Origin of the sequence: Xanthobacter agilis (assembly GCF_021730435.1) — a bacterium.
Taxonomy (GTDB): Bacteria; Pseudomonadota; Alphaproteobacteria; order Rhizobiales; family Xanthobacteraceae; genus Xanthobacter; species Xanthobacter agilis.
Map to the genome: position 1 here is coordinate 36,287 of NZ_JABWGX010000016.1, position 21,450 is coordinate 57,736.

Below are 21,450 nucleotides of genomic sequence, written 5' to 3' on the forward strand. Positions count from 1 at the left end.
CGCCCCTCACACCCCCAGAATGGCTTTCGCCAGCACGTTGCGCTGGATCTCGTTGGCCCCGCCGTAGATCGAGATCTTGCGGGAATCGAGATAGTTGGAGGCAATGGTGGCGGCATGGGCCGGGCCCACGGGTGCTCCATTGCCCCAGCCGTCGCGCATCACCTCCTCGTCGAACGGGATCCCATAGGGGCCGGTCAGCTCGGTAAGCAGCTCGAACATGTCCTGCCGCAGCTCGGTGCCGCGGATCTTGAGGATCGAGGCCTCGACGCCGGGTCCTGCACCAGCGCCCTTCGCTTCGCTTTCCTGGATCAGCCGCAGGCTGAGGCATTCGAGGGCCATCAGCTCGATCTCCAGCAGCGCGATGCGATCGCGCCAGCGCGGCAGGTCGATGAGCCGGGTGCCGCGATCGTGCTCGGCGGCGGCGACGCGCTTGATGCGCGCCATCTGCCGCTTGGCGTGGCCGATGCCGGCGATGCCGTGGCGCTCGAAGCCCAGCAGGTACTTGGCATAGGTCCAGCCCTTGCCGTCAGCGCCGACCCGGTTCTCAACCGGCACCCGCACATTGTCGAAGAAGCACTGGTAGAGCTCCTGCCCGCCGTCGATGGTGCGGATGGGCTGGATGCTGAGCCCGGGGCTGTTCATGTCGAGGAGGAGCAGGGTGATGCCCTCCTGCGGCTTGCCCTCGAAGCGGGTGCGCACCAGGGCGAACATCATGTCCGCATAGGCGGCCTGGGTTTGCCAGATCTTGGTGCCGTTCACCACATAATGGTCGCCGTCCAGCACCGCGCGGGTGGCGAGCGAGGCAAGGTCGGAGCCCGCGCCCGGCTCACTGAAACCCTGGGCCCACCACAGGTCGCCGCGCCGCATGGCGGGCAGGTAGGCGGCCTTCTGCTCCGGGGTGCCGAAGGCGATGAGCACCGGCCCGATCATGTTGATGCCGCCGGTGACCGGCGGGGCGCCGCCGAGCGCCGTCTCTTCCTCGAAAATGTAGCGTTCGAGCGGGCTCCAATCGGTGCCGCCATGCTCCACCGGCCAGCCGGGGGTGATCCAGCCCTTGGCGTGGAGAATGCGATACCAGTCCACATAATCGGATTTCACGAGCCGCCGGCCCTCGTCCACCTTGGCTCGGGTGGCGGGGGAGAGAGTGTCGGCCACGAACCGCCGCACGTCCTGGCGGAAGGCTTCGAGCTCTGGGGAAAACGCGAATTTCATAGCAGCGCTCCCGGCCCGGCAGAGTCCGGCCCGTCCTTGGAAGAGGGAGGAGGGGAAGAGACGACGACCGCGTCGAGGGCAAGAATGCCCTGGCCCGGCGGGTAGGCGACCAGGGGATTGATGTCGATTTCCTCAAGGCTTGGCGTTTCCGCCAGCAGCCGGCCGAGCCGCACCACCGCGTGCGACACCGCCTCGATGTCGGCGGGCGGGGCGCCGCGGGCACCGTTCAGCAGGGCCGCGCCCTTCAGCCGCTGGAGTTCCGTGCGCACCTCCTCGGCGCTGCATAGGGCGGGCAGGAACACTACGTCCTTCAGCACCTCGATCCAGACCCCGCCGAGGCCGAGCATCACCAGCGGCCCCCATTGCGGATCGCGCCGCGCGCCCAGCACCAGCTCGACGCCGCGCGCGCCCATTTTCTCGACGAGGATGCCGTCCAGGGTGAGGTCCGGCCGGGCGGCGGAGACGGATCGGGTCATGCGCGCCCAGGCGGCTTGAAGATCGCCCGGATCGCGCACATCGACGATGACGCCGCCCACGTCGCTCTTGTGGGTCAGCTCCGCCGCCTGCGCCTTCAGCACCACCGGGTAGCCGATGGCGGCGGCGATCTCGCCCGCCTCGCGCGGCGTGCGGGCCAGCCGGCCCTTGGGAATGGGGATGCCGGCGTCGGCCAGCCATGCCTTGCCTTCATATTCCGCGAGCAGGCCAAAGCGCGGGGGCGTGTTGGGCGTTGCCGGCACCGGGGCCGGGGCGCCGGTGTTGCGCCGCAGGCGGCGGCCGTGGCGGAACAGGTGAGCCATGGCGCCGATGGCCCGTGTGGCCGAGCGGAAGAACGGCAGGCGGGCCCGGCGGACGATCTCATAGGCTTCCGCGGGCAGCGGGGAATCCCCGCCCAGCATCAGCACCGCTACCGGCACGTCGACGGTCCGCGCCGCAGCGGCGGTGGCGGTGAGCTTGGCCTGCACCACCTGCGGCGCGCCCATCAGCAGCGTCACCAGGATGCAGCCGATGTCCGGGTCGCCCGCCAGGGCGCGGATGGCACCGCCATACATGCCCTCCATGTCGCGCATCACCTGGGCGGTGAGGTCGAGCGGATTGGAGAGGTCGGCGAAGGCCGGCATGGCGCCGCGCAGCGCCTCCACGGTGGCTGGCCGGAGCACCGGCACATCCACCCCGTGACTCTCGCAGAAGTCGAGCGCGAGCCCCTTGAAGGCGCCGGAATCGGTGATGATGCCGAGCCCGCCGGTGGGGCGCTGGGGAAAGTCCAGCAGGAATTCGGCAGTGTCGATCACCTGCTCGATGTCGTCCACCAGCACCACCGCTTGGTGCCCCACCAGCGTTTCCATGGCGGCGAAGTCCGAGGCCATGGCCCCGGTGTGGGATTTGGCCGCCTCCTGGGCCCGAGCGCTGCGGCCGGAATGCAGCAGCACGATGGTCTTGCCGAGCACCCGTGCGCGCGCCGCGAGGGCGAGGAAACGCTGCGGATGCCGCAATTGCTCGGCGAACACGGCGATGACGGCGGTGCGCGCATCCTCGACGATCTCGGCGAGAAAGTCCTCGACCGTCACCACCGCCTCGTTGCCGGTGGAGATGGCGGTGGTGAGGGCGATGCCCTTGGCCTCGGCCGCCTCCAGAAGGCAGCCCATCATGCCGCCGCTCTGGGAGATGATGGCGAGCGCGGCTTCCCCCGCGCCCGGCGGGCGCGGTCGGACCGGGCCGGAGGTGAGCGGGATCCCGTCGGCATAATTGACGAGGCCATAGCAATTGGGACCGAGCAGCGCGATGCCGTTGGCGCGCGCGATGTCGGTCATCTCCTGTTGCTCGCGGATGCCCTGCGCGCCGGTCTCCGAAAAGCCGGAGGTGAACACCACCGCCGCCCCCACCTGCCGGCGGGCGCAGGCGCGCACGGCCTCCAGGGTGCCGGCCTGGGGAATGGCCATCATCACCACATCGACGCCGAGGGGCAGATCGTCCACGCGGCTCAGGCAGGGCCGGCCGTTGATCTCGTCACGCTTGGGATTGATGAGGTGGAGGTCGCCGTCGAATGCAAAGCGTTCGAGCGCCGCGACCGCGCGCGCGCCGATGGTCGCGGGTTCGGCGGAGGCGCCGAGAATGGCGATGGAGCGCGGTCGCAGCAGGCGCGCGACCGGCACTCCGCCCGCCATGGGCGGAGTGGTCGATGTCATGGCGCTCAGGCCTCCCGGCGATAGGTGCCGAGGCCGGGGCGATAAGACTTCTCATCCAGGAACTGGCTGATGCCCTTCTTCATGCCGCGCTCGGGATCGAACAAGGTGGCTTGCGCGGCCTTGGCGCTCAGATAATCCTCCGCCTGCTCCCACGACATTTCGCGCGAGAACTTGTAGGCGAGCTTGGCGGCGTTGAGCACCACCGGGTTTTTCTCCATCAGCGTCTTGGCGACCTCCACCACGCGGGCGCGCAGCTTTTCGGCGGGCACCGCCTCGTTGACGAGCCGCATCTCGGCCGCCTTGCGACCGCTGAAGGGCTCGCCGGTCATGATGTAATAGAGCGCGTCGGCCTGGCTCATCTTGGCCGCGACGCAGCGGGTGACGTTGCCGCCCGGAATGATGCCCCAATTGATTTCGGAGAGGCCGAAGGTGGCCTCCTCCGCGGCGAAGGCGAGGTCGCACGAGACGAGCGGCACGAATCCGCCGCCGAAGCACCAGCCGTTGACCATGGCGATGGTGGGTTTCAGGAAGTAATTGAGCTTGTTGCGCTGCCAGAAGAACGCGGTCTGCCGCTGGCGCAGGGTGGCGTTGAGCGGCTGGCCCTCGGCTTCGCGGAAGTATTCCTTGAGGTCCATGCCGGCGGTCCACGCCTCGCCGCTACCGGTCAGCACCAGGACCTTGCAGCGCTCGTCCACTTCCAGCGCCTCGAGCACCTCCAGCATTTCCGCGTTGAGCGCCGGGCTCATGGCGTTGCGTTTCTCCGGCCGGTTGAAATACACGAAGGCGATCCCGTCCTCGAACTCGACCTTCACCGTGTTTCCACCCGGAGCGGGCGCGCCGGAGCCATTGACGTCAGTCATATTTATTATTCCCTTGGTATTTTGTGCGTTTCCCGCGGATGTTGCGCTGCCGAAAAAGTCTTCATTCGGCGTGAATCCGCTGTACGATGCAATGCTATGAGTTTTCGCAAGTCGTCTGCAATCGGTCAGCCGCCTACCCATCCCGTAGCCATTTGGCTACGGGTCAGCGGCGGCGGACAGGCCCGAGGCTACCGCCGATGGGGCCAGGGCATGCGCCGACCAGCATGGCGCCGGGCGCAACGCAAAACGCCGCGGGGGTGAATCCGCGGCGTTGGAAGGGGGCAAGGGGCCATGGGTTTGTCTCATGGGCCTTTGGTCAAGCCGGCACGGTGCTTGAGCGGACCCACAGCCTGCCCATCGGCCCCGGCCAAAAGCCGGGGCCGATGGGGTCACTGCCGGGCGGGGCTGATCGCCGCCAGGGGCAGGGGTGGCTCCGCCGGCCTTGTCTGCGGCAGATCGGTGGCACGGGTGTCCTCGCGCAGCGAACGGGCCGCCCACAGATAGTGCAGGCCCGCCCACACCAGGAACACGGTGAAGCAGATCATGCTGAGGCGGATGCCGGTTGCCGCGGCGGCGGCGCAGGCGGTCGCTTGCGGATTGCTGGCCGCCGGGCCGGCACAGGCGGCAAGATAGGCGCCGGTTCCGGTGAAGGCGTGGCCCGCCAGGGTGTCGCTGACGAGGCCGATGGCGGCCGGGCCGAGGCCGTGGCCAATGAGGCTCATCACCAGCAGCACCACCGCCGTCGAAGAGGCCCGCATGCGCGGATGGACAGCGGCGTGGACCACCGCGAAGGTGGGCCCGTTCCACGACATCACCAGCACCAGGAACAGGAAGATGCCGGCGATGGCGAGGGTTTCGCTGCTCTGGGCGAAGGCGAGATAGGCCACCGGGGCACCGAGCACGCTGGCGAACCCCGGCACCCACGAATACCAGCGCTTGTCGCGGTGGGCGAGCAGATCGGAAAGATAGCCACCAAGGGCGATGCCGATGAAGCCGCCGACCCCAACGGTGATGCCGAAGGTGAAGCCGGCCTGGAGCAGGCTCATGCCGAAGATGCGGCCGAGATAGATGGGAATGAACTGGTTGATGGCTTGCAGGCCGAAGGCGCCGATGGCGGTGCCGATGATCATGTGCCGCGCCGCGCGTTTCGCCCACAGGCGCCGCAGTACCTCGCTGAAGGGCGGAACCTCCGCCGAGGCGGCGCCGGCGGCACCGTCATAGCGCCCCCGCGCAGGCTCCCGCAGGGTGAGAAAGGTCAGCACGCCGAGGAAGATGCCGGGCAGGCCGAGGATGATGAAGGCGTAGCGCCAACCGAATGTCTGCGCCAGCCAGCCGCCGCCGAAGGCCGCCGCGAGCACGCCGATCGGGACGCCGAGGGCGTAGACGGCGAGCGCCGTGGCGCGGCGGTGGGGCGGAAACTGATCGCCGATCAGCGAATGCGCGGCGGGGGTGCAGCCCGCTTCGCCGATGCCCACCCCGGCCCGGAACAACACCATCTGCCAGAAATTCGCCGCCATGCCGCACAGGGCCGCGAATGCCGACCAGATGACGATGCACACGGCGATGAGCCGAACCCGGTGCGTGCGCTCCGCGAGGCGGCCGAGGGGCAGGCCGGCGACAGTATAGACGAGGGCGAAGGAGAGCCCGCCAAGGAGCCCCACCTGGAAATCCGACAGCCCCAGGTCCGCCTTGATGGGTCGGGCGAGCACCGCGATCACGATCCGGTCGAGGAAGCTGCAGGCATAGACGAGCACCAGCAGAACCAGGAGCCAGACCTTGTAAAGGGCGGATGTTTTCTCGAATGCGGGGCGTGGCGCCGCCGTATCCTCTTTCATGCCGTTTCCTCCCGAATGATTGGGGATGGGGCAAGCCGCGCCCTCCCCGTTTCTTTTTTTGGCGATTCTTGGCGTTCCAGGAGGGGGCCAGCGATGGAGCCCCAAAAGGGCCCGCGGCCTCCTCCCGGCTTTTTCGGGTGGGTGCCCCCACGCGGCGCAGGTTCAGAACGGAAAGGCCCGCCGACCCTGCTGGATGGTGACCCACTTGGTCTCGGTCATCTCCTCCATGGACCATTGACCGCCCTCGCGGCCCATGCCGGAATCCTTGACGCCGCCGAACGGCGCATGGGGATTGTCCTCGATAGTGGAGCTGTTGACATGCACCACGCCCGCTTCCAGGTGGCGGGCGAAGTGGAGTGCCCGGTCGAGGCTGCGGGTGAGCACGGCGGAGGACAGGCCGTAGCAACTGTCATTCGCCAAGGTGAGGGCGTGGTCGGCGTCGCGGGCCTTGATGACCGACGCGACCGGACCGAACAGCTCGTCCCTGAAGGCGGACATCTGCGCCGTCACGTCGGCGAGCACGGTCGGTTCGAAGAAGTTGCCCTCATGCCCGCCGCCGCACATGAGCCGCGCCCCGTCCTTGACCGCCCCGGCCACCACGCCGGCTATGAGATCGCACTGGGAGGCGCGGATGAGCGGGCCGATCACCGTGTCCGGCTGGCGCGGATCGCCCATCTTCAACTGCCGGACCTTGGCCACGAAACGCTCGAGAAACGCATCGTAGACGGCCGCATCCACGATGATGCGCGATCCGGCCATGCAGATCTGGCCCTGGTGGATGAAGATGCCAAAGGCGGCCGTCGCCACGGCATAATCGAGGTCGGCGTCGTCCAGCACGATCACCGGGCTCTTGCCGCCCATCTCCAGGGTGATCTTCTTGCCCACCCGCGCGCATTCCACCGCCAGGAAGCGGCCGACGCGGGTGGAGCCGGTGAAGGAGATCATCTTCACCCGCGGGTCGGCGAGCAGCACCCCGCCGAGAATGGCGCCGTCGCCCGGCACGACGTTCAGCACGCCCGGCGGCAACCCGGCCTCCTGGAAGATCTCCGCCGCCTTCAAGGCGATCATCGAGGTCTCCTCGGACGGCTTCATCACCACCGTGTTGCCGGCGGCGATGGCCATGCACACTTTCTTGGTGCCGAGCAGCAGCGGATAATTGAACGGGGCGATGGCGCCGATGACGCCCAGCGGCCGCCTGAGGGTGAAGGAAAGGCAGTCCGGCGCATCGGAGGGGATGACGTGGCCGAAGATGCGCCGGGCCTCGCCCGCCGCCGAGCGCAGCATGGAGGCGGTGAACTCCACCTCGAAGCAGGCCTTGCCGACGGTGGAGCCGGCTTCGTCGATGAGCAGGTCCACCAGCTCCTCGCGGTGCCGCTCCAGCGCGTCCGCCATGCGGATGAGGATCAGCTCGCGCTCGGCCGCCAGGGTCTCACCCCAGGATGCGAATGCCGCTTCGGCGGCGTCGATGGCGTGCGCCATGTCCTGCGGCCAGCACATGGGCACATGGCCGATGGTGCCGCCGGTGGCGGGGTTGACGACCGCCATTTTTGGCGCGTCGGTTTCGGCGAAGCCGCCGTTGATGAAACCCATGGGTGTCCTCTCCTGTCCCGCGGCCCATGCCGTTCGCCCGTGGAGTGTGTCCGGGGGCGGGTCGGTGGGCGGCTTGTCGTTGTTCGGCTTGGAAGGGGGGCGTCAGAGTGTGCGGGCGATGATCTCCTTCAAGGTCTCGTTGGAGCCGCCATAGATTTTCTGCACCCGCGCATCCACATAGAGCTGGGCGATGGGGTATTCGAGCATGTAGCCGTAGCCGCCGAAAAACTGCAGGCAGGCGTCAACGATCTCGCATTGCTTCTGACTGCACCACCATTTGGCCATGGCGCTGGTGGCCGGGTCCACCTCCTCGCCGCCGACCAGCTTCAAGATGAGCTGGTCCACGAACGTGCGGGCAATGCGCGCCTCGGTGAGGCATTCGGCCAGGCGGAAGCGGGTGTTCTGGAACCCGAACAGCGTCTGGTTGAACATCTCGCGCTGCTTGGTGTAGTCCACCGCCAACGCGATGGCCCGTTCGGCCGAGGCCACGGCGGTGAGGGAGATGGCCAGGCGCTCGCGGGTGAACACCTTCATCAGATTGCCGAAGGCATTGCCCTCTACCCCACCGAGCAGGTTCTCCGCGGGCACCCGCAGGTCTTCCAGAAAGACCTCGCAATTGTCGAGGCTGCCCTGGCCGATCTTTTCCAGGTTCCGGCCCACATTGAAGCCCGGCCAGGAGGTGTGCGCCAGGAACAGCGACAGGCCCTTGGCACCTTCGCCGCCGGTGCGGGCGGCGATCACCGCGATGTCGGCCTGCCGGCCCAAGGTGACGAAGGTCTTGCTGCCATTGATGACATAGCTGTCGCCATCGCGCCGGGCGGTGGTGCGGATGGTCTTCACGTCGCTGCCGGCACCGGGCTCGGTGGCGCACACCGCCACCACATATGCGCCGGTGGCCAGCTTGGGCATCCATTTCAGGCGCTGTTCATGGGTGGCGCTGTGCAGCAGCAGGTGCGGCCCGCCGACGCTGCCGGGCACGAAGCCGAAGGCCGTATCCACCACGCGCACCTGCTCTTCCATGATCACCGCCTCATGGGCGAAGGTGCCGCCACCACCACCATATTCGGTGGGTACGCTGGCGCACAACAGGCCGAGTTCGCCCGCTTTCAGCCACACCTCGCGGTCGATGATCTTGTTCTTCTTCCACTTGTCCGCATAGGGCGCGACCTCGGTTTCGAAGAAGCGCCGCGCGGTCTCGCGCACCAATGCGAGTTCTTCGTTCATCCAGGGAGAGGTGTAAGGGGCCGACATGCCTGTTCCTTTTGAGCTGGTGCCGCGCGGGACCTTCAGCCGCCGCCATCCGGCGGGGGTCGCGCTGACCGCGTCAAACTATAATCTACCAACTAGACGGTTGGCAATTTTCTCACGGTGCGGGCGACCGATTCCGCCCATCGTGGCGCGGGGTCAGACGGTGACCGCGTTCACGTCGTAGGTGAACAGCCATTCGTACCGGTTGAGGATCGCCGCGCGGCTCCATTCCTGGTCGACATAGGCCTGGGCCCCGGCCTCGGTGGCGAGGGCGGGATTGTGGAAGCGCTCCGTATTCGCGGCCGCCCCCATCACCTTGCGGGCGGTCACGTCGAGGCGCGCCGCCTCGTAGCGCAGCAGGGCTTCGGGAATGTTGTCGCGATGGGCCTCGAGGCTGCGGCCCAGCACCACCGCATCCTCCAGCGCCATCACCGCGCCTTGGGCCAGGAACGGCAGCGTGGGATGGCAGGCATCGCCCAGCAGGGTGGCGCGTCCGCGCGTCCAGGCGCTCATCGGCGGGCGGCCCATGAGCGCCCATTTGAACAGCGAGGGCGCATTCTCGATCATGGCCTGAATGTCCGAATGCCAGCCGGCGAAATCAGCCTTGCACTCCGCGAGCGTGCCTTCCGCGTTCCAGGATTCGGTGTGCCAGTCGCTGCGCTCCACGGTGGCGACGAAGTTCATCAGCTGGCCGCCGCGCAGCGGGTAGCACACCACATGGGCGCCGGGGCCGACCCAATTGGTGGCCACCGGACGCGTCATGTGCTGTGGCAGGCGCTCCATGGGGATGACGCCGCGCCAGGCCATCATGCCGGAGAATTGCGCCTTGCTCTCGCCCCACAGGGCGTGGCGGATGCGCGAGTGCACGCCATCGGCGCCGATCAGCGCATCGCCGCTCACGCGGGTGCCGTTCTCCAGAGTGAGGGTGACGGTGTTATCGCTCTGCGCGCAGCCCGCCACCCGCGCCCCCAGATGCAGCGCATCGGGCTTCAAGGCCGTCACCGCGTCCACCAGCACCTGAAGCAGATCGGGCCGGAACACGGTGAGATAGGGAAAGCCGTAGCGCTCCACCGCCTCGTGGCCGAGATCGAACAGCTTCCAGGTCTGGCCGGTGTTCCAGAGCCGGATTTCCTTGCCGTCCGCATTGCAGGACAGGGTCTTGAGGGCCTCGAACACGCCGAGGGTGTTCAGCGCGCGGTTGCCATTGGGGCTGATCTGCACGCCGGCGCCGACCTCGCGGAAGGCATCGGCCTGCTCGTAGATGTCCACGTCGAAGCCGCGTTGCAGCAGCGACAGCGCCGCCGCCATGCCGCCGATGCCACCGCCGGCGATGAGAATGTGGGCCGTCTTCGCTCCCATGGTCGTCTCTCTTCCTGAAGATGGTCTGGTTGCGGCGCCGGGACTGGCGCCGGGCAAGCCGTGGTCAAGCACCTTCCCGCGCAGTCGCGCCCTGCGCGCATGGTGAAGGCATGTCAAATCAATGTCTTACTTTGGTTGTGCAGGGTCGCGGATGAAGAAGCCGAGCTTGCTCAAGGTGGGCTCGTCGCTCACTTCCAGCAGCAGCGCGGGGGAGGCGGATTGCACTTCAAAGGCGTGCCAGGAGGGCACGCAGAAGACATCACCGCGCGTCCACTCGAAGCGGCGCTCGCCCACCTGTGCGGCGCCGGCGCCGGAGAGCACGGCGAGGATGCGCGAGGCCGTGGTCCGCGGCTCCGCCATCCGGCCGCCGGCGGGCATGTCGATGTAGGTGACGGCGACGGTGGGGATATGGGCATCGATGTCCAGCCGGTGGCGGCGCGTGCCGTCGGCGCGGGCCGGCGCCTGCTCCAGCTCCGCCCTCATCCGCTCCAGGCCGAACACGAACGGGCAGGCCTCGGGGTCGGGCACGGAGGTCACCTCCTGGTGGCCCCCAGGCAGGTTCTCGCAGAACATGGGTTCGAGCCGGTGCACCAGCGGCACGTCCAGGACATCGATCCAATAGGCGTTGGCCGCGCCTTCGTTGTAGTGGCTGTGCCAATGCCAGTTGGGGGTGAGCAGGACGTCGCCCGCGCGCATGGGCAGCTTGATGCCGTTCACGACGGTGAACACCCCGTCCTCGGCATCGAGGATCAGGCGCATGGCATTGGCGGTGTGGCGGTGGGTGCGGGCATATTCGCCCGGCTTGATCATCTGGTAGGCGCACACCAGGGTGCGCACCGTGTCGTAATCATTGTCGTCCACCGGGTTGAACATGAGCAGGTTACGCCGCTCCGCATCCTCGGTGCTCATCCACGCGCCGGCGCGGTCCATGGCCTCGGCCGCCTCGGCATAGCGCCAGTTCAGGGGTTGGAAGCTGGTGCGCGGCTCGGGCCACAGGGACGAGCGCTTCTTGTGCCAACCGGCGGTGAGGTGGTTTTCGTTGAAGACGCGATAGAGATCGTCGAGGTTCTCGGCGCCGCGAATATCGGCGATGGCCCTGCTGGTCATAGGCGGCTCCTCACACCGGCATTTTCTGGAAGTCGTAGGGCTTGGCGAACACGATGTTGTGCCCGCGCGCGCCCTGCACCACCGGCACGCTCATGCGGCCGACACCGGCGATGTCGATGGTCACCACGTCGCCATCGACGATGGGGCCCACCCCGGCCGGGGTGCCGGTGGCGAAGATGTCGCCGGGGTAGAGGGTTGTCGCCGAGGAGGCGATGGCGATCATCTGCGGAATATCGACGATGAGATCCCGCGTGTTCGCCTGCTGCCGCAGCTCGTCATTCACCCACAGGCGCATGTCCACGTTGCCGGGGTCCGGCAGTTCGTCGGCGGTGACGATCCAGGGGCCGATGGGGGTGAAGGTCTCGTAGGACTTGCGCATCACCCGCTCTTCCTTGCCGCGCACGGTGATGTCGAGCAGGCAGCAATAGCCGAACACATGCTCCAGCGCCTTTTCCGGCGGAATTTCCCGGCCCTGCTTGCCGATCACGAGGCCGATCTCGCACTCGTGGTGGATCTGCCGGCCGGGCAGCGCCGGCAGCTCGATGGGGTCGTGCGGTCCGCTCAAGGAGGAGTTCGCCTTCAGGAAAAAACCCTGGATGTTGGCGAGCCCCTTGGAGGCCATCTCGGTGGCGTGGTCGTGATAGTTGACCGGATAGGCGATGAGCTTGTTGGGCCAGGGAACGGGCGTCTCGAGCCGGGTGCCCTCGAATGGAATGCCGGGCGCGCTGGCGATGAGCGCGGCGATGCGGGGGCGCAGGGCTTCGAAGTCGCGGATCAGCCGGTTGATGGCCACCGGGGGCCATTCGTCGGCTGAGGCTCCGCACAGGGCGCTGAGATCGACGATCTTCCGGCCGTCGGTCACGCCCACGCGCCAGCCCTCGAAACGCACCAATTTCATGGATCGACCTTTCCTGCGATGCCGGTCTCGCCGGGGCTGCCAAGCCAGGGGCCGCTCGGCGCGTCGCGTCGGCTGGAAGGCGGCGTGACCGCATCGGAATGTGGGAAGAGCGCCCGGCACCGTGGGCCATGCGGGGGACCGCCCCCACCATGCCACGTCACCCGATGAACTCGTGGACCAAAGGCTAGCAAGCGGCCCCGCCGTCACAAGTCATCTTCGGCGATGGGAGCCATCGCGGTTTGAGATGGGACATCCGGCACAACGCGGGGCATGGTGCGGCTCTCAAATAACCAAATAGTTGGTTGGCTTTTATGTCGTGGCCGGCTATGAGGATCCTCACCGCGCCCTCCCTTGATGGATGGAAGGAATGCTGGACGCGACGTCTCCCAAGACCGGGTCATATCGCTCGCAACGGCTCGATCTCCATTATGTGGAGTGGGGCCGGCGCGGCGCGCCGCCGGTGCTTCTGGTGCACGGTTTTCGTGACCATTGCCGGAGCTGGGATTTCGTGGCCCGCGCGCTTGCGCGCGATCATCACCTGTTTGCGCTCGACCTGCGCGGCCATGGCGAATCCGACTGGGCCAACGGGGGAACCTATGCGCTCGATGATTTTCTCTATGATATTCACCGTTTCATCCGCGCCTCCGGTTTCGACAGCGTGGCCATCATCGCCCATTCCATGGGCGGCGCCGTCTGCCTGAACTACGCCGGCCTGTTCCCGGAGCGGGTGCGCCGGCTGGTGGCCATCGAGGGCACCTGGGAATTGGAGCGTCCGCGCCCGGAGGGCGCGGGCGGGGCCGCCGACTGGCTCGATCAGCTCGATGCGCTGAGCGCACGCCCGGCGCGCCGGCTGCCCTCGCTGGAGGCGGCGTGCGCGCGGTTCGCGGCACGCCATCCGCGTCTGAGCGCGGAGATGGCGCGTCACCTCACCTGGCATGGAGTGCATCACCATGACGATGGAACGGTGAGCTGGAAACACGACCCGTTGGTCCAAGCCCGGGCGCCGGGCCGATATGACCGGGCCGCCATCGCAGGATTGTGGGGGCGCATCCGCTGCCCGGTGCTGCTGGTGCACGGTGCCGAGAGCGACAAGGGGGACGCGGGCGCCTTGGGGCTCGACCGGCATTTTCAGGATTGCCGCACCGCCACCCTCGCGGGGGCGGGCCACTGGGTTCATCACGACCGGCTTTCGGATTTCGTCGCCCTGGCCCGGACGGCGCTGCGATAGGCCCGCCGCCGCGGTCGCGCGGCGGGCAGCTTCATCCGCGAAAGGAGGAGAGCCTGTCTCGAGAATTCAACCCGGACCACGGTCCGGTCGAAGCCTCGGGACGACAGAGGAGTTTGGAAGGCGGCACCCCTCGACGGGAGCCGCACAGTCAAAACAACACCAAAGAGGTGGGGGGAGGAATGACGAAGATCTATACCGGTTTTGTGCTTGCGGGCGTCGCCTTGGTGCACGGGCTGGGTCCGGCGATCGCCGCGGACCTGGTGAAGGCTGAGAAGGCCGAGCAATATGTGAAGGTCTGCTCGGCTTTTGGCGAAGGCTATTTCTACATCCCTGGCACGGACACATGCTTGAAGCTCGGGGGCTATCTGCGGTCCGATACGTACGTGAACGCCGTAGGCACCTTCAATCCGCCGATTTCCAACGTCTCGGGCAAGGCGTTCAATGCGCCGGGGGCCGGGGTTGCCGGCTTTCCGCTGGTGACGGCGGATTCCTCCGACTATGACACCCGGACCCGCGGCCTCTTGGCGGTGGAGACGCGCACACAGACCGATTACGGCATGGTGCGCACGCTGTTCCGCTTTGGTGAGCAGTGGGATTCCCAGGCCCAGCCTGGGGTTTCGGCAGGCGCATCCCTGTATTTCGAGCGGGCATTCATCCAGTTCGCGGGCTTCACCGCCGGTTATGCCAATTCGTTCTTCAATGCGGGAACCGGCATCACCTACATCATGGCCACGCCCTATGCGGGCGACAATATGTGGAATACGGTTCTGGCCTATACGGCGGAGTTCGGTAACGGGATTTCGGCCTCGCTCTCCCTGGAAGATGCCGCGAACCGGAGCACGGGCGTGCAGGCCGGCGCCGCCAGCAGCGCCTATACCGAGGCGGGCGCGCTCATCCCCACCGCCACGGGCATGTCTTATGTAGATTATCAAGCTGGCCTGCAACTGCCTGATCTCGTTGGGAATGTCCGACTTGACCAGACATGGGGCACTTTGATGCTGTCCGGCGCCCTGCACCGCGTCGGCGCGCTCTCGCCCATGGCGGCGCCGTTCACCTCCTATGTGGGCGGGAGCGCGGACAACATGCTGGGTTGGGCGGTGGGCGCCATTACAGAATTCAAGCTGCCCATGCTGGCGCCCGGCGACCGGCTCTATCTTCAGGCGAACTACGCCGATGGCGCGCTGAACTACCTCGGCCTCTCGGGCACGCCGCAGGTGCACGCCTCCGGGCTCGGCGCGATCCAGGTGGGCTCGACCCTGCTCTCGTCCAGCGGCGCGTATTACCCCATCGCCGATGCGGTCTGGAACAACGACACCTTGAGCTACAGCACCGAAACCGGTTGGGCGATTTCGGCGCAATACAAGCATTATTGGATGCCGACCCTGAGGAGCGGCCTCTATCTCGGCTATGTGGCGGTCAACGTGCCTGAAAATACCGTGGGTGCATTCGACGTCAACGTGGCCCAGGCGGTGGCCAACCTGGTGTGGACCCCGGCCCGCAACCTCGATATCGGCGTGGAGGTGATCTATTCGCGGGTGGATGGCGAGGTGCCGCTCGCCAATCGCGCCGCCACCACCGCCACCGGCGCCGCCACCTATGCCACCACCGGCGGGTCCACGGATGTGTGGTCGGGCGGCATGCGGGTGCAACGCAACTTCTGACAAGCGAAGGCCGGTGCCGGACGGGGCGTCGCGTCGTGCCCCGTCCGGCCGGGGCCGGTGCCTTCGGCGTGTTCCTCCACATGCCGTGGCCCGGCCTCACTTCTCGTTCGCGGCTGGCGCCTGTATGATGCGCGAGGTGTTCCAGGGGATCTCATGCGGCCGGGGCTTTCGCCCGCCGGGCCATGGTGAGCGCAGGGCGTGACAACATGGCGGTGACGACCACCAAGCGGCGCAAGACTTCAAAGGCCAACAAGTTTGAAATCATCCTCAAGGAGGCCGCCCGGCTGTTCTGTGAGAAGGGCTATGAAGCCACGTCTCTCGACGATGTCGCCGATGCCGTTAGCATTCATAAGGCGACGCTCTACCATTATATACAGAGCAAGGAGGAAATACTTTATCTCTGCCTGCTGCGCTCGTTCGAGGGCTATGAGCAGCGGCTGGAAGAGATGAAGGACACCTCGGTCTCGGTGACGGATCGCCTGCGGCGCTTCTTCAGGACCCTCATCGAGGCGCAGAATAACGAGTTTGGTCGCTGCCTGTGCCTGGTGGGGCGGCAGCCGCTGGGCACGGAGAGCGGCGAGAAGATCTTGGAGTTCCAGCGCAACATGGGCTTCGCCGTGCGCCGGCTGCTGCAGGAGGGGATCGACGACGGCAGCTTCAAGGCGTGCGACACCCGCCTTGCCGCCAACATGATCTTCGGCGCCTTCAACTCGGTGCCGAAATGGCGTCGCCCGGATGCCGGCACGAGTACCCGGCAGATCGCCGAAACTTATCTCGATCTGTTCATCTCCGGCATCACCGCGCGCCCGGAGGCGGCGAAAGGCGGCCCGCCGGAGGAGATCCAAGGAGAAATCCAAGGGAAGGCGCGTCCGGCGCCGAGATCGGGCCGCCGGCAGGCCGGGCCGCGCACCCGCGGCTGAGCGGCGTCCCGGTTTTCCCGTCGAGGGCGATGGCGCGCTCGGGATGGCGCGCGTCTTCACCGCACCGCGGCACCCAGGGAAAGCCGCTGTTCCAGCTCCGCCGCGGCCTCCTTGCGTTCGCTGTAGCGGTCCGTGAGGTAGGGGGCGATGTCGCGGGTCAGCAGCGTGAACTTGATGAGCTCCTCCATCACATCCACCACCCGGTCGTAAAAGGCCGAGGGCGTCATGCGTCCCGCGTCGTCGAACTCGCCATAGGCCTTCGCCACCGACGATTGGTTGGGAATGGTGAGCATGCGCATCCACCGGCCGAGGATGCGCATCTGGTTGACGGCGTTGAAAGATTGCGAGCCGCCGCAGACCTGCATCAGGGCCAGCGTGCGCCCCTGGGTCGGCCGGATGGCGCCGAGGGACAGGGGGATCCAGTCGATCTGCGCCTTCATCACCGCGCTCATGGCGCCATGCCGCTCCGGGCTGCACCAGACCTGCCCTTCGGACCAGAGGGTCAGTTCGCGCAGCTCCTGCACCTTGGGGTGCTCCACCGGCGCCCCATCCGGCAGCGGCAGGCCGTCGGCATGGAAGATGCGGGTTTCGGCGCCCAAGCGCTTGAGCAGGCGTTCCGCCTCCAGCGTCAGCAGCCGGCTGTACGAGCGCTCCCGGAGCGAGCCGTAGAGCAGGAGGATGCGCGGCGGGTGGCGGGACGGCGACGCCGGGAGCAGACGATCGAGCGAGGGGATGTCGAGAAGGGTGGCATCCAGGTTGGGTAAGGTGTCGTCGATCACGGAAGGCTCCTCGCCGGGTCGCGTGCAGTGGCCCCGCTCTCATACCAGCCCTTGGAGCGGTTCACGATCCACACCACCGAGAGCATCACCGGCACCTCGATCAGCACCCCCACCACGGTGGCGAGCGCCGCGCCGGAGGTGAAGCCGAACAGGGAGATGGCCGCCGCCACCGCCAGCTCGAAGAAGTTCGAGGCCCCGATCAGCGCCGAGGGACCGGCGACGCAGTGCGCCTCCCCGGCGATGCGGTTCAGCACATAAGCGAGGCCGGCGTTGAAATAGACCTGGATCAGGATCGGCACCGCGAGCAGCGCGATCACCAGCGGCTGGGCGATGATGGCTTCGCCCTGGAAGCCGAACAGCAGCACCAGCGTCGCCAGCAGCGCCACCAGCGACATGGGTCCGAGCCGCGCCAGAACGGCCTCCAGCGCCGCCGGCCCGCCGTGCGCCAGCAGCCGGCGGCGCAGCAGCTGCGCCGCGATCACCGGAATGACGATGTAAAGCACCACAGAGAGCACCAGCGTGCCCCAGGGCACGGTGATGGCGGACAGGCCCAGCAGCAAGGCGACGATGGGGGCGAAGGCCACCACCATGATGGCGTCGTTGAGCGCCACCTGCGACAGGGTGAAGTGCGGTTCGCCCTTGGTCAGGTTCGACCACACGAACACCATGGCGGTGCAGGGGGCGGCCGCGAGGATGATGAGGCCGGCGATATAGCTGTCGATCTGGTCGGCCGGCAGCAGCGGGCGGAACAGCCAGCCGATGAACAGCCAGCCGAGCAGCGCCATGGAGAACGGCTTCACCGCCCAGTTCACCAGCAGCGTCACGCCGATGCCGCGCCAGTGCTTGCCCACCTCGCCGAGGGCGGCGAAGTCGATCTTCAGCAGCATGGGCACGATCATCAGCCAGATGAGGATCGCCACCGGCAAATTGACCTGGGCGATCTCGATCGCGCCGATGGCGTGGAACACCGCTGGCGCCAGATGGCCGAGCAGCACCCCCACAATGATGCAGAGGCCGACCCAGAGCGTGAGATAGCGCTCGAACAAGGACATGTTGAACCTCCGATGAGTCAGCCGCCGACAGGGTGGCCGGCGTGGTCCACCACGCGCGTGCCGTCCTCCTTGGTGAAGGCGCCCTGCTGCGGTGGCAGCAGGTCCAGCACCAGCTCCGACGGGCGGCACAGGCGCACGCCCTTGGGCGAGACCACGATGGGCCGGTTGATGAGGATGGGATGGGCCATCATGGCGTCCAGCAGCGCGTCGTCGCTCAGGGCGGGGTTGTCGAGGCCCAGCTCCCCAAAGGGCGTGCCTTTCTCGCGCAGCACGTCCCGAACCGAGAGGCCGGCGCGGGCGATGAGCTGGCTCAGAAGCGCGCGCGAGGGCGGCGTCTTCAGATATTCGATGATGTGTGGCTCGACGCCGGCGTTGCGGATCAGCGCCAGCGTGTTGCGCGAGGTGCCGCAATCGGGGTTGTGGTAGATGATGACATCCATGGTGGCACCTCAGGCGACGTCGGGGCGGGGCGTGGTTGAGCCGCCAAGGCGGCCGATCTCGCGCAGCTTGGTACCGAGGGCGAGGCGGTCCAGCTTGGCGAAGGGCAGGGCCGTGAACACCGAGATGCGGTTCTTCAGATAACGGAAAGCGGCGACGAACGCGGCCTCCTTCTGGATATCGGAGCCTTGCACCGCCGCGGGGTCCTCGATGCCCCAATGGGCGGTCATCGGCTGGCCCGGCCAGATGGGGCAGGTTTCGCCCGCGGCGTTGTCGCAGACGGTGAAGACGAAATCCATGATGGGCGCGCCCGGCGCGGCGAACTCCAGCCAGCTCTTGGAGCGCAGGCCCTCGGCCGGATAATCGCCGGCTTGCAGCACCTTGAGCGCGAACGGGTTGACCGCGCCCTTGGGATGGCTGCCCGCCGAAAAGGCGCGGAAGCGGCCGGCGCCGTCCTTGGCCAGGATGCTTTCGGCGAGGATGGAACGGGCGGAATTGCCGGTGCACAGGAACAGCACGTTGAAGACGTGCCCGGTGGACGTGTCAGGCATGGGTGTCCTCGGTTTTAGCGCTCTCGGTGTTGGAGCTCTCGGATTCGGGTTCGCAGACGCATGACAAAGCGCTCACGGCCGGCGCGCAGACGTCCGGGTGGCCGTTGCAGCAATCCTTCATCAGGAAGGCGATGAGGCCGGAGAGTGTCGGCAGGGCGGCGCTGTAGATGATCGAACGCCCCTCCCGGCGCGAGCAGACGAGGCCTGCCTGCTCCAGGTGGCTCAGATGGAACGACGTGCGCGAGGATGAGGCGCCGCCCATGGCCGCGCCGATGGCGCCGGCCGGCAGGCCCTCCGGTCCCGCCCGGACCAGGAGGCGCACAATGCGCAGCCGCGTCTCCTGGGAGAGCGCGGCGAAGGCGGTGAGGGCCTGGGGTTCGTTCATGACATATCAATAACTATTGAGATATTGAATTAATAGGCCGGCAGGATCGAGAATGCAACCCTCCGGTGGGCGCGGTGCGCTTGATTTTCGCCTCCCCACCGACGCGGCCATCCCCAGGGGCGGGGGCGCCGCAAATCGGCCATCCGGGGCGGCTGAGGGCTGCATCGTCGTGCGGCAGCGCGGGGGCCGGGCCTTGGCGTCAACCCTCGGGCATTTTCGCAGAGAATGCAGAGCTTGCGCATGAGAGCCTGGCGGAACGCGCCGAAGTCGCGCGGATGGGGCGCTGCCGCACACGCTCCGTTGTCGGCGAACCCCGCGCCGGTCTCGAAGGGATATGGCGGCCGCGCTTTCCCGGCATCCGGACCGCCGCGCCCAAAACTCAGTTGAGACGGACGGCAGCCGTGATCGTGCGCCTTTCCGCTTGGACCGCGGTGCGGCGAAATCGCGATGCGGCGGCGTCAACAGTGCCCGCACCTACATGTGCCCCTGAGTGCCGCGCGCGGGCCTTGGGTGAGGCCCGCGCGTGGTCGGTGTCGGTGGACGGCGTCCGTCAAAGGGCGATGACGACCGACTTGGTCTCCAGATAGCCGTCGAGGGATTGGCGCCCGAAATCCTTGCCGAAGCCGGACTGCTTGTAGCCGCCGAACGGCAGGGCCGCGTCGAAGGCGCTGTGGCAGTTCACCCAGACGCTGCCGCTGCGCAGCTTCGGCACCAGCCGGTGAACCGCCGACAGATCCTTCGACCAGATGCTGGCACCCAGGCCATAGGGCGTGTCGTTGGCGCGGCGGGCCACATCGTCGAGGTCCTCGAAGGGGCTTGCCACCAGCACCGGGCCGAAGATCTCCTCGCGGGAGACGCGGGCGGTATCGGCCACGTTGGAAAGCACGGTCGGGCGCACGAAATAGCCCTGGTTGCCCGCGCGCGCGCCGCCGGCCACAAGTTCCGCCCCCTCGGCGCGACCGAGGTCGATGTAGTCGCACACCCGCTCGAGTTGCTCGGCGGACACCAGCGGCCCCATCTGCGCCTGCGGGTCCAGGCCGTGGCCCATGGACATCTTCTCGGCGATGGCGCCGATGTCGGCCACCACATTGTCATAGATCTTCTTGTGCACGAACAGGCGCGAGCCGGCGCAGCAGACCTGGCCATGATTGAAGAAGATGGCCCCGGCCGCGCCCGCCGCCGCGTCGGCCACCGCAAAGTCCGGCAGCACGATGACCGGCGACTTGCCGCCCAGTTCCAGGGTCAGCCGGGTCATGTTGTCCATGGCCACCTTGCCGATGATCTTTCCGACTTCCGTCGAGCCGGTGAAGCTGATTTTGTCGATGGCCGGATGTGAGGTGAGTGGCGCGCCCGCGCCCGGTCCATCGCCGGTGACGATGTTCACCACGCCGTTCGGAAAGCCCGCCTCGGCGATGAGTTCGCCCAGGAACAGGGCCGAGAGCGGGGTCTGTTCCGCCGGCTTCAGCACCACTGTGCAGCCGGCCGCCAGCGCCGGCGCCAGTTTCATGGCGGTGATGAGGAACGGGAAGTTCCACGGCACCACCGCCGCCACCACCCCCACCGGCTCCTTGCGGATGAAGGCGGTCACCTCCAGCCCCAGGGCGCGGGGGAAGGAGGGCTCCACGGTCGCGCCCTCGATCTTGGTGGCCCAGCCGGCCATGTAGCGGTAGAGCTGGGTGGCGAGCTTCACGTCCACCATCTGCGCCACCGCCGCCGACTTGCCGTTGTCGAGGGATTCGATCTGGGCAATGGTCTGGGCATTGGCCTCGATGAGGTCGGCGAGGGTCCACAGCGCGCGCTGGCGCTCCTCCGGCGTGAAGCGCGACCAGGGGCCGCCATCGAACGCCGCGCGGGCGGCTGCAATCGCCCGCTCCACATCCTGCGGCCCGGCTGCGGGCACGCGGGCCAGCAGTTCCTCCGTCGCCGGATTGAGCACCTCCATGGCGCCTCCGGCGGCGGCTTCGCTCCAGCTCCCATCGATCAGCATCTTGTGGCTGACGCGGCCGATGAATGCGGCGGCGCGGGGGGTGAGCAGCTTCACCGCATCCGCGGTCGACAGGCGGACGATCTCGGTCATGTTCATGCTCCTTGCGATTTTTTTAAGGATCGGCGGCGCGCGGGGCGGCCGCGCGCCGGGTCTGTCC

General features: G+C 67.4%; 18 protein-coding genes. 3 read left to right on the plus strand and 15 right to left on the minus strand.

Translation table 11 applies throughout. The features are described from left to right. Window positions 1–6: 6 nt before the first annotated feature. The 9 genes from HUW53_RS12865 to HUW53_RS12905 all read right to left on the minus strand — a co-directional run bounded on the left by HUW53_RS12865 (window position 7) and on the right by HUW53_RS12905 (window position 12,292). Window positions 7–1,212 carry an acyl-CoA dehydrogenase family protein gene (locus tag HUW53_RS12865; RefSeq protein WP_237346168.1) on the minus strand — a complete coding sequence of 402 codons (1,206 nt, stop codon included), beginning with the start codon at window positions 1,210–1,212 and terminating at the stop codon, window positions 7–9. Beyond that, window positions 1,209–3,395, minus strand: coding sequence for an acetate--CoA ligase family protein (locus tag HUW53_RS12870; protein WP_237346169.1), 2,187 nt, complete (start codon window positions 3,393–3,395; stop codon window positions 1,209–1,211). The genes HUW53_RS12865 and HUW53_RS12870 overlap by 4 nt, the downstream gene beginning before the upstream one ends. A gap of 5 nt (window positions 3,396–3,400) precedes the next feature. Next, a complete protein-coding gene (locus tag HUW53_RS12875; protein WP_237346170.1) occupies window positions 3,401–4,255 on the minus strand; it encodes a p-hydroxycinnamoyl CoA hydratase/lyase in 855 nt (284 codons plus the stop codon). Window positions 4,256–4,644: 389 nt separating this feature from the next. After that, window positions 4,645–6,090, minus strand: a complete 1,446-nt coding sequence (locus tag HUW53_RS12880; protein WP_237346171.1) for a spinster family MFS transporter — start codon at window positions 6,088–6,090, stop codon at window positions 4,645–4,647. A gap of 162 nt (window positions 6,091–6,252) precedes the next feature. Then, the gene (locus tag HUW53_RS12885; protein WP_237346172.1) at window positions 6,253–7,680 is read right to left on the minus strand and encodes an aldehyde dehydrogenase family protein; all 1,428 of its coding nucleotides are present in this window, start codon (window positions 7,678–7,680) and stop codon (window positions 6,253–6,255) included. Between the two features lie 102 nt (window positions 7,681–7,782). Next, the gene (locus HUW53_RS12890; protein ID WP_237346173.1) at window positions 7,783–8,931 is read right to left on the minus strand and encodes an acyl-CoA dehydrogenase family protein; all 1,149 of its coding nucleotides are present in this window, start codon (window positions 8,929–8,931) and stop codon (window positions 7,783–7,785) included. Window positions 8,932–9,084: 153 nt separating this feature from the next. Next, window positions 9,085–10,287: an FAD-dependent monooxygenase gene (locus HUW53_RS12895; RefSeq protein WP_237346174.1), complete on the minus strand. Its 1,203-nt coding sequence runs from the start codon at window positions 10,285–10,287 to the stop codon at window positions 9,085–9,087. A 126-nt stretch (window positions 10,288–10,413) separates the two neighbouring features. Further along, a complete protein-coding gene (locus tag HUW53_RS12900) occupies window positions 10,414–11,394 on the minus strand; it encodes a cupin domain-containing protein (protein ID WP_237346175.1) in 981 nt (326 codons plus the stop codon). Between the two features lie 10 nt (window positions 11,395–11,404). Next, window positions 11,405–12,292, minus strand: a complete 888-nt coding sequence (locus tag HUW53_RS12905; RefSeq protein ID WP_237346176.1) for a fumarylacetoacetate hydrolase family protein — start codon at window positions 12,290–12,292, stop codon at window positions 11,405–11,407. Between the two features lie 367 nt (window positions 12,293–12,659). On the opposite strand from HUW53_RS12905, the gene HUW53_RS12910 reads away from it, so the two are divergent. The 3 genes from HUW53_RS12910 (at window position 12,660) to HUW53_RS12920 (ending at window position 16,101) form a co-directional block, all read left to right on the plus strand. Next, on the plus strand, window positions 12,660–13,520 hold the full coding sequence (locus HUW53_RS12910) for an alpha/beta fold hydrolase (protein ID WP_237346177.1): 861 nt from the start codon (window positions 12,660–12,662) through the stop codon (window positions 13,518–13,520). Window positions 13,521–13,699: 179 nt separating this feature from the next. Further along, on the plus strand, window positions 13,700–15,181 hold the full coding sequence (locus tag HUW53_RS12915) for a porin (RefSeq protein WP_237346178.1): 1,482 nt from the start codon (window positions 13,700–13,702) through the stop codon (window positions 15,179–15,181). A gap of 206 nt (window positions 15,182–15,387) precedes the next feature. Next, a complete protein-coding gene (locus HUW53_RS12920; protein ID WP_237346179.1) occupies window positions 15,388–16,101 on the plus strand; it encodes a TetR/AcrR family transcriptional regulator in 714 nt (237 codons plus the stop codon). A gap of 56 nt (window positions 16,102–16,157) precedes the next feature. Here HUW53_RS12920 and arsH read toward each other — a convergent pair whose 3' ends face one another. The 6 genes from arsH to HUW53_RS12950 form a co-directional block, all read right to left on the minus strand. After that, entirely contained in the window at window positions 16,158–16,880 is a 723-nt protein-coding gene (gene arsH / locus HUW53_RS12925) for an arsenical resistance protein ArsH (protein WP_307499612.1), read from the minus strand. Then, window positions 16,877–17,932, minus strand: a complete 1,056-nt coding sequence (arsB, locus tag HUW53_RS12930) for an ACR3 family arsenite efflux transporter (protein WP_237346180.1) — start codon at window positions 17,930–17,932, stop codon at window positions 16,877–16,879. The genes arsH and arsB overlap by 4 nt, the downstream gene beginning before the upstream one ends. A 17-nt stretch (window positions 17,933–17,949) precedes the next feature. Beyond that, on the minus strand, window positions 17,950–18,372 hold the full coding sequence (gene arsC, locus HUW53_RS12935) for an arsenate reductase (glutaredoxin) (protein WP_237346181.1): 423 nt from the start codon (window positions 18,370–18,372) through the stop codon (window positions 17,950–17,952). A gap of 9 nt (window positions 18,373–18,381) precedes the next feature. Further along, window positions 18,382–18,921 carry an arsenate reductase ArsC gene (locus HUW53_RS12940; RefSeq protein ID WP_237346182.1) on the minus strand — a complete coding sequence of 180 codons (540 nt, stop codon included), beginning with the start codon at window positions 18,919–18,921 and terminating at the stop codon, window positions 18,382–18,384. After that, window positions 18,914–19,306 carry an ArsR/SmtB family transcription factor gene (locus tag HUW53_RS12945; protein ID WP_237346183.1) on the minus strand — a complete coding sequence of 131 codons (393 nt, stop codon included), beginning with the start codon at window positions 19,304–19,306 and terminating at the stop codon, window positions 18,914–18,916. The genes HUW53_RS12940 and HUW53_RS12945 overlap by 8 nt, the downstream gene beginning before the upstream one ends. A gap of 550 nt (window positions 19,307–19,856) precedes the next feature. Beyond that, a complete protein-coding gene (locus tag HUW53_RS12950; protein WP_272904228.1) occupies window positions 19,857–21,383 on the minus strand; it encodes an aldehyde dehydrogenase family protein in 1,527 nt (508 codons plus the stop codon). Window positions 21,384–21,450 lie beyond the last annotated feature (67 nt).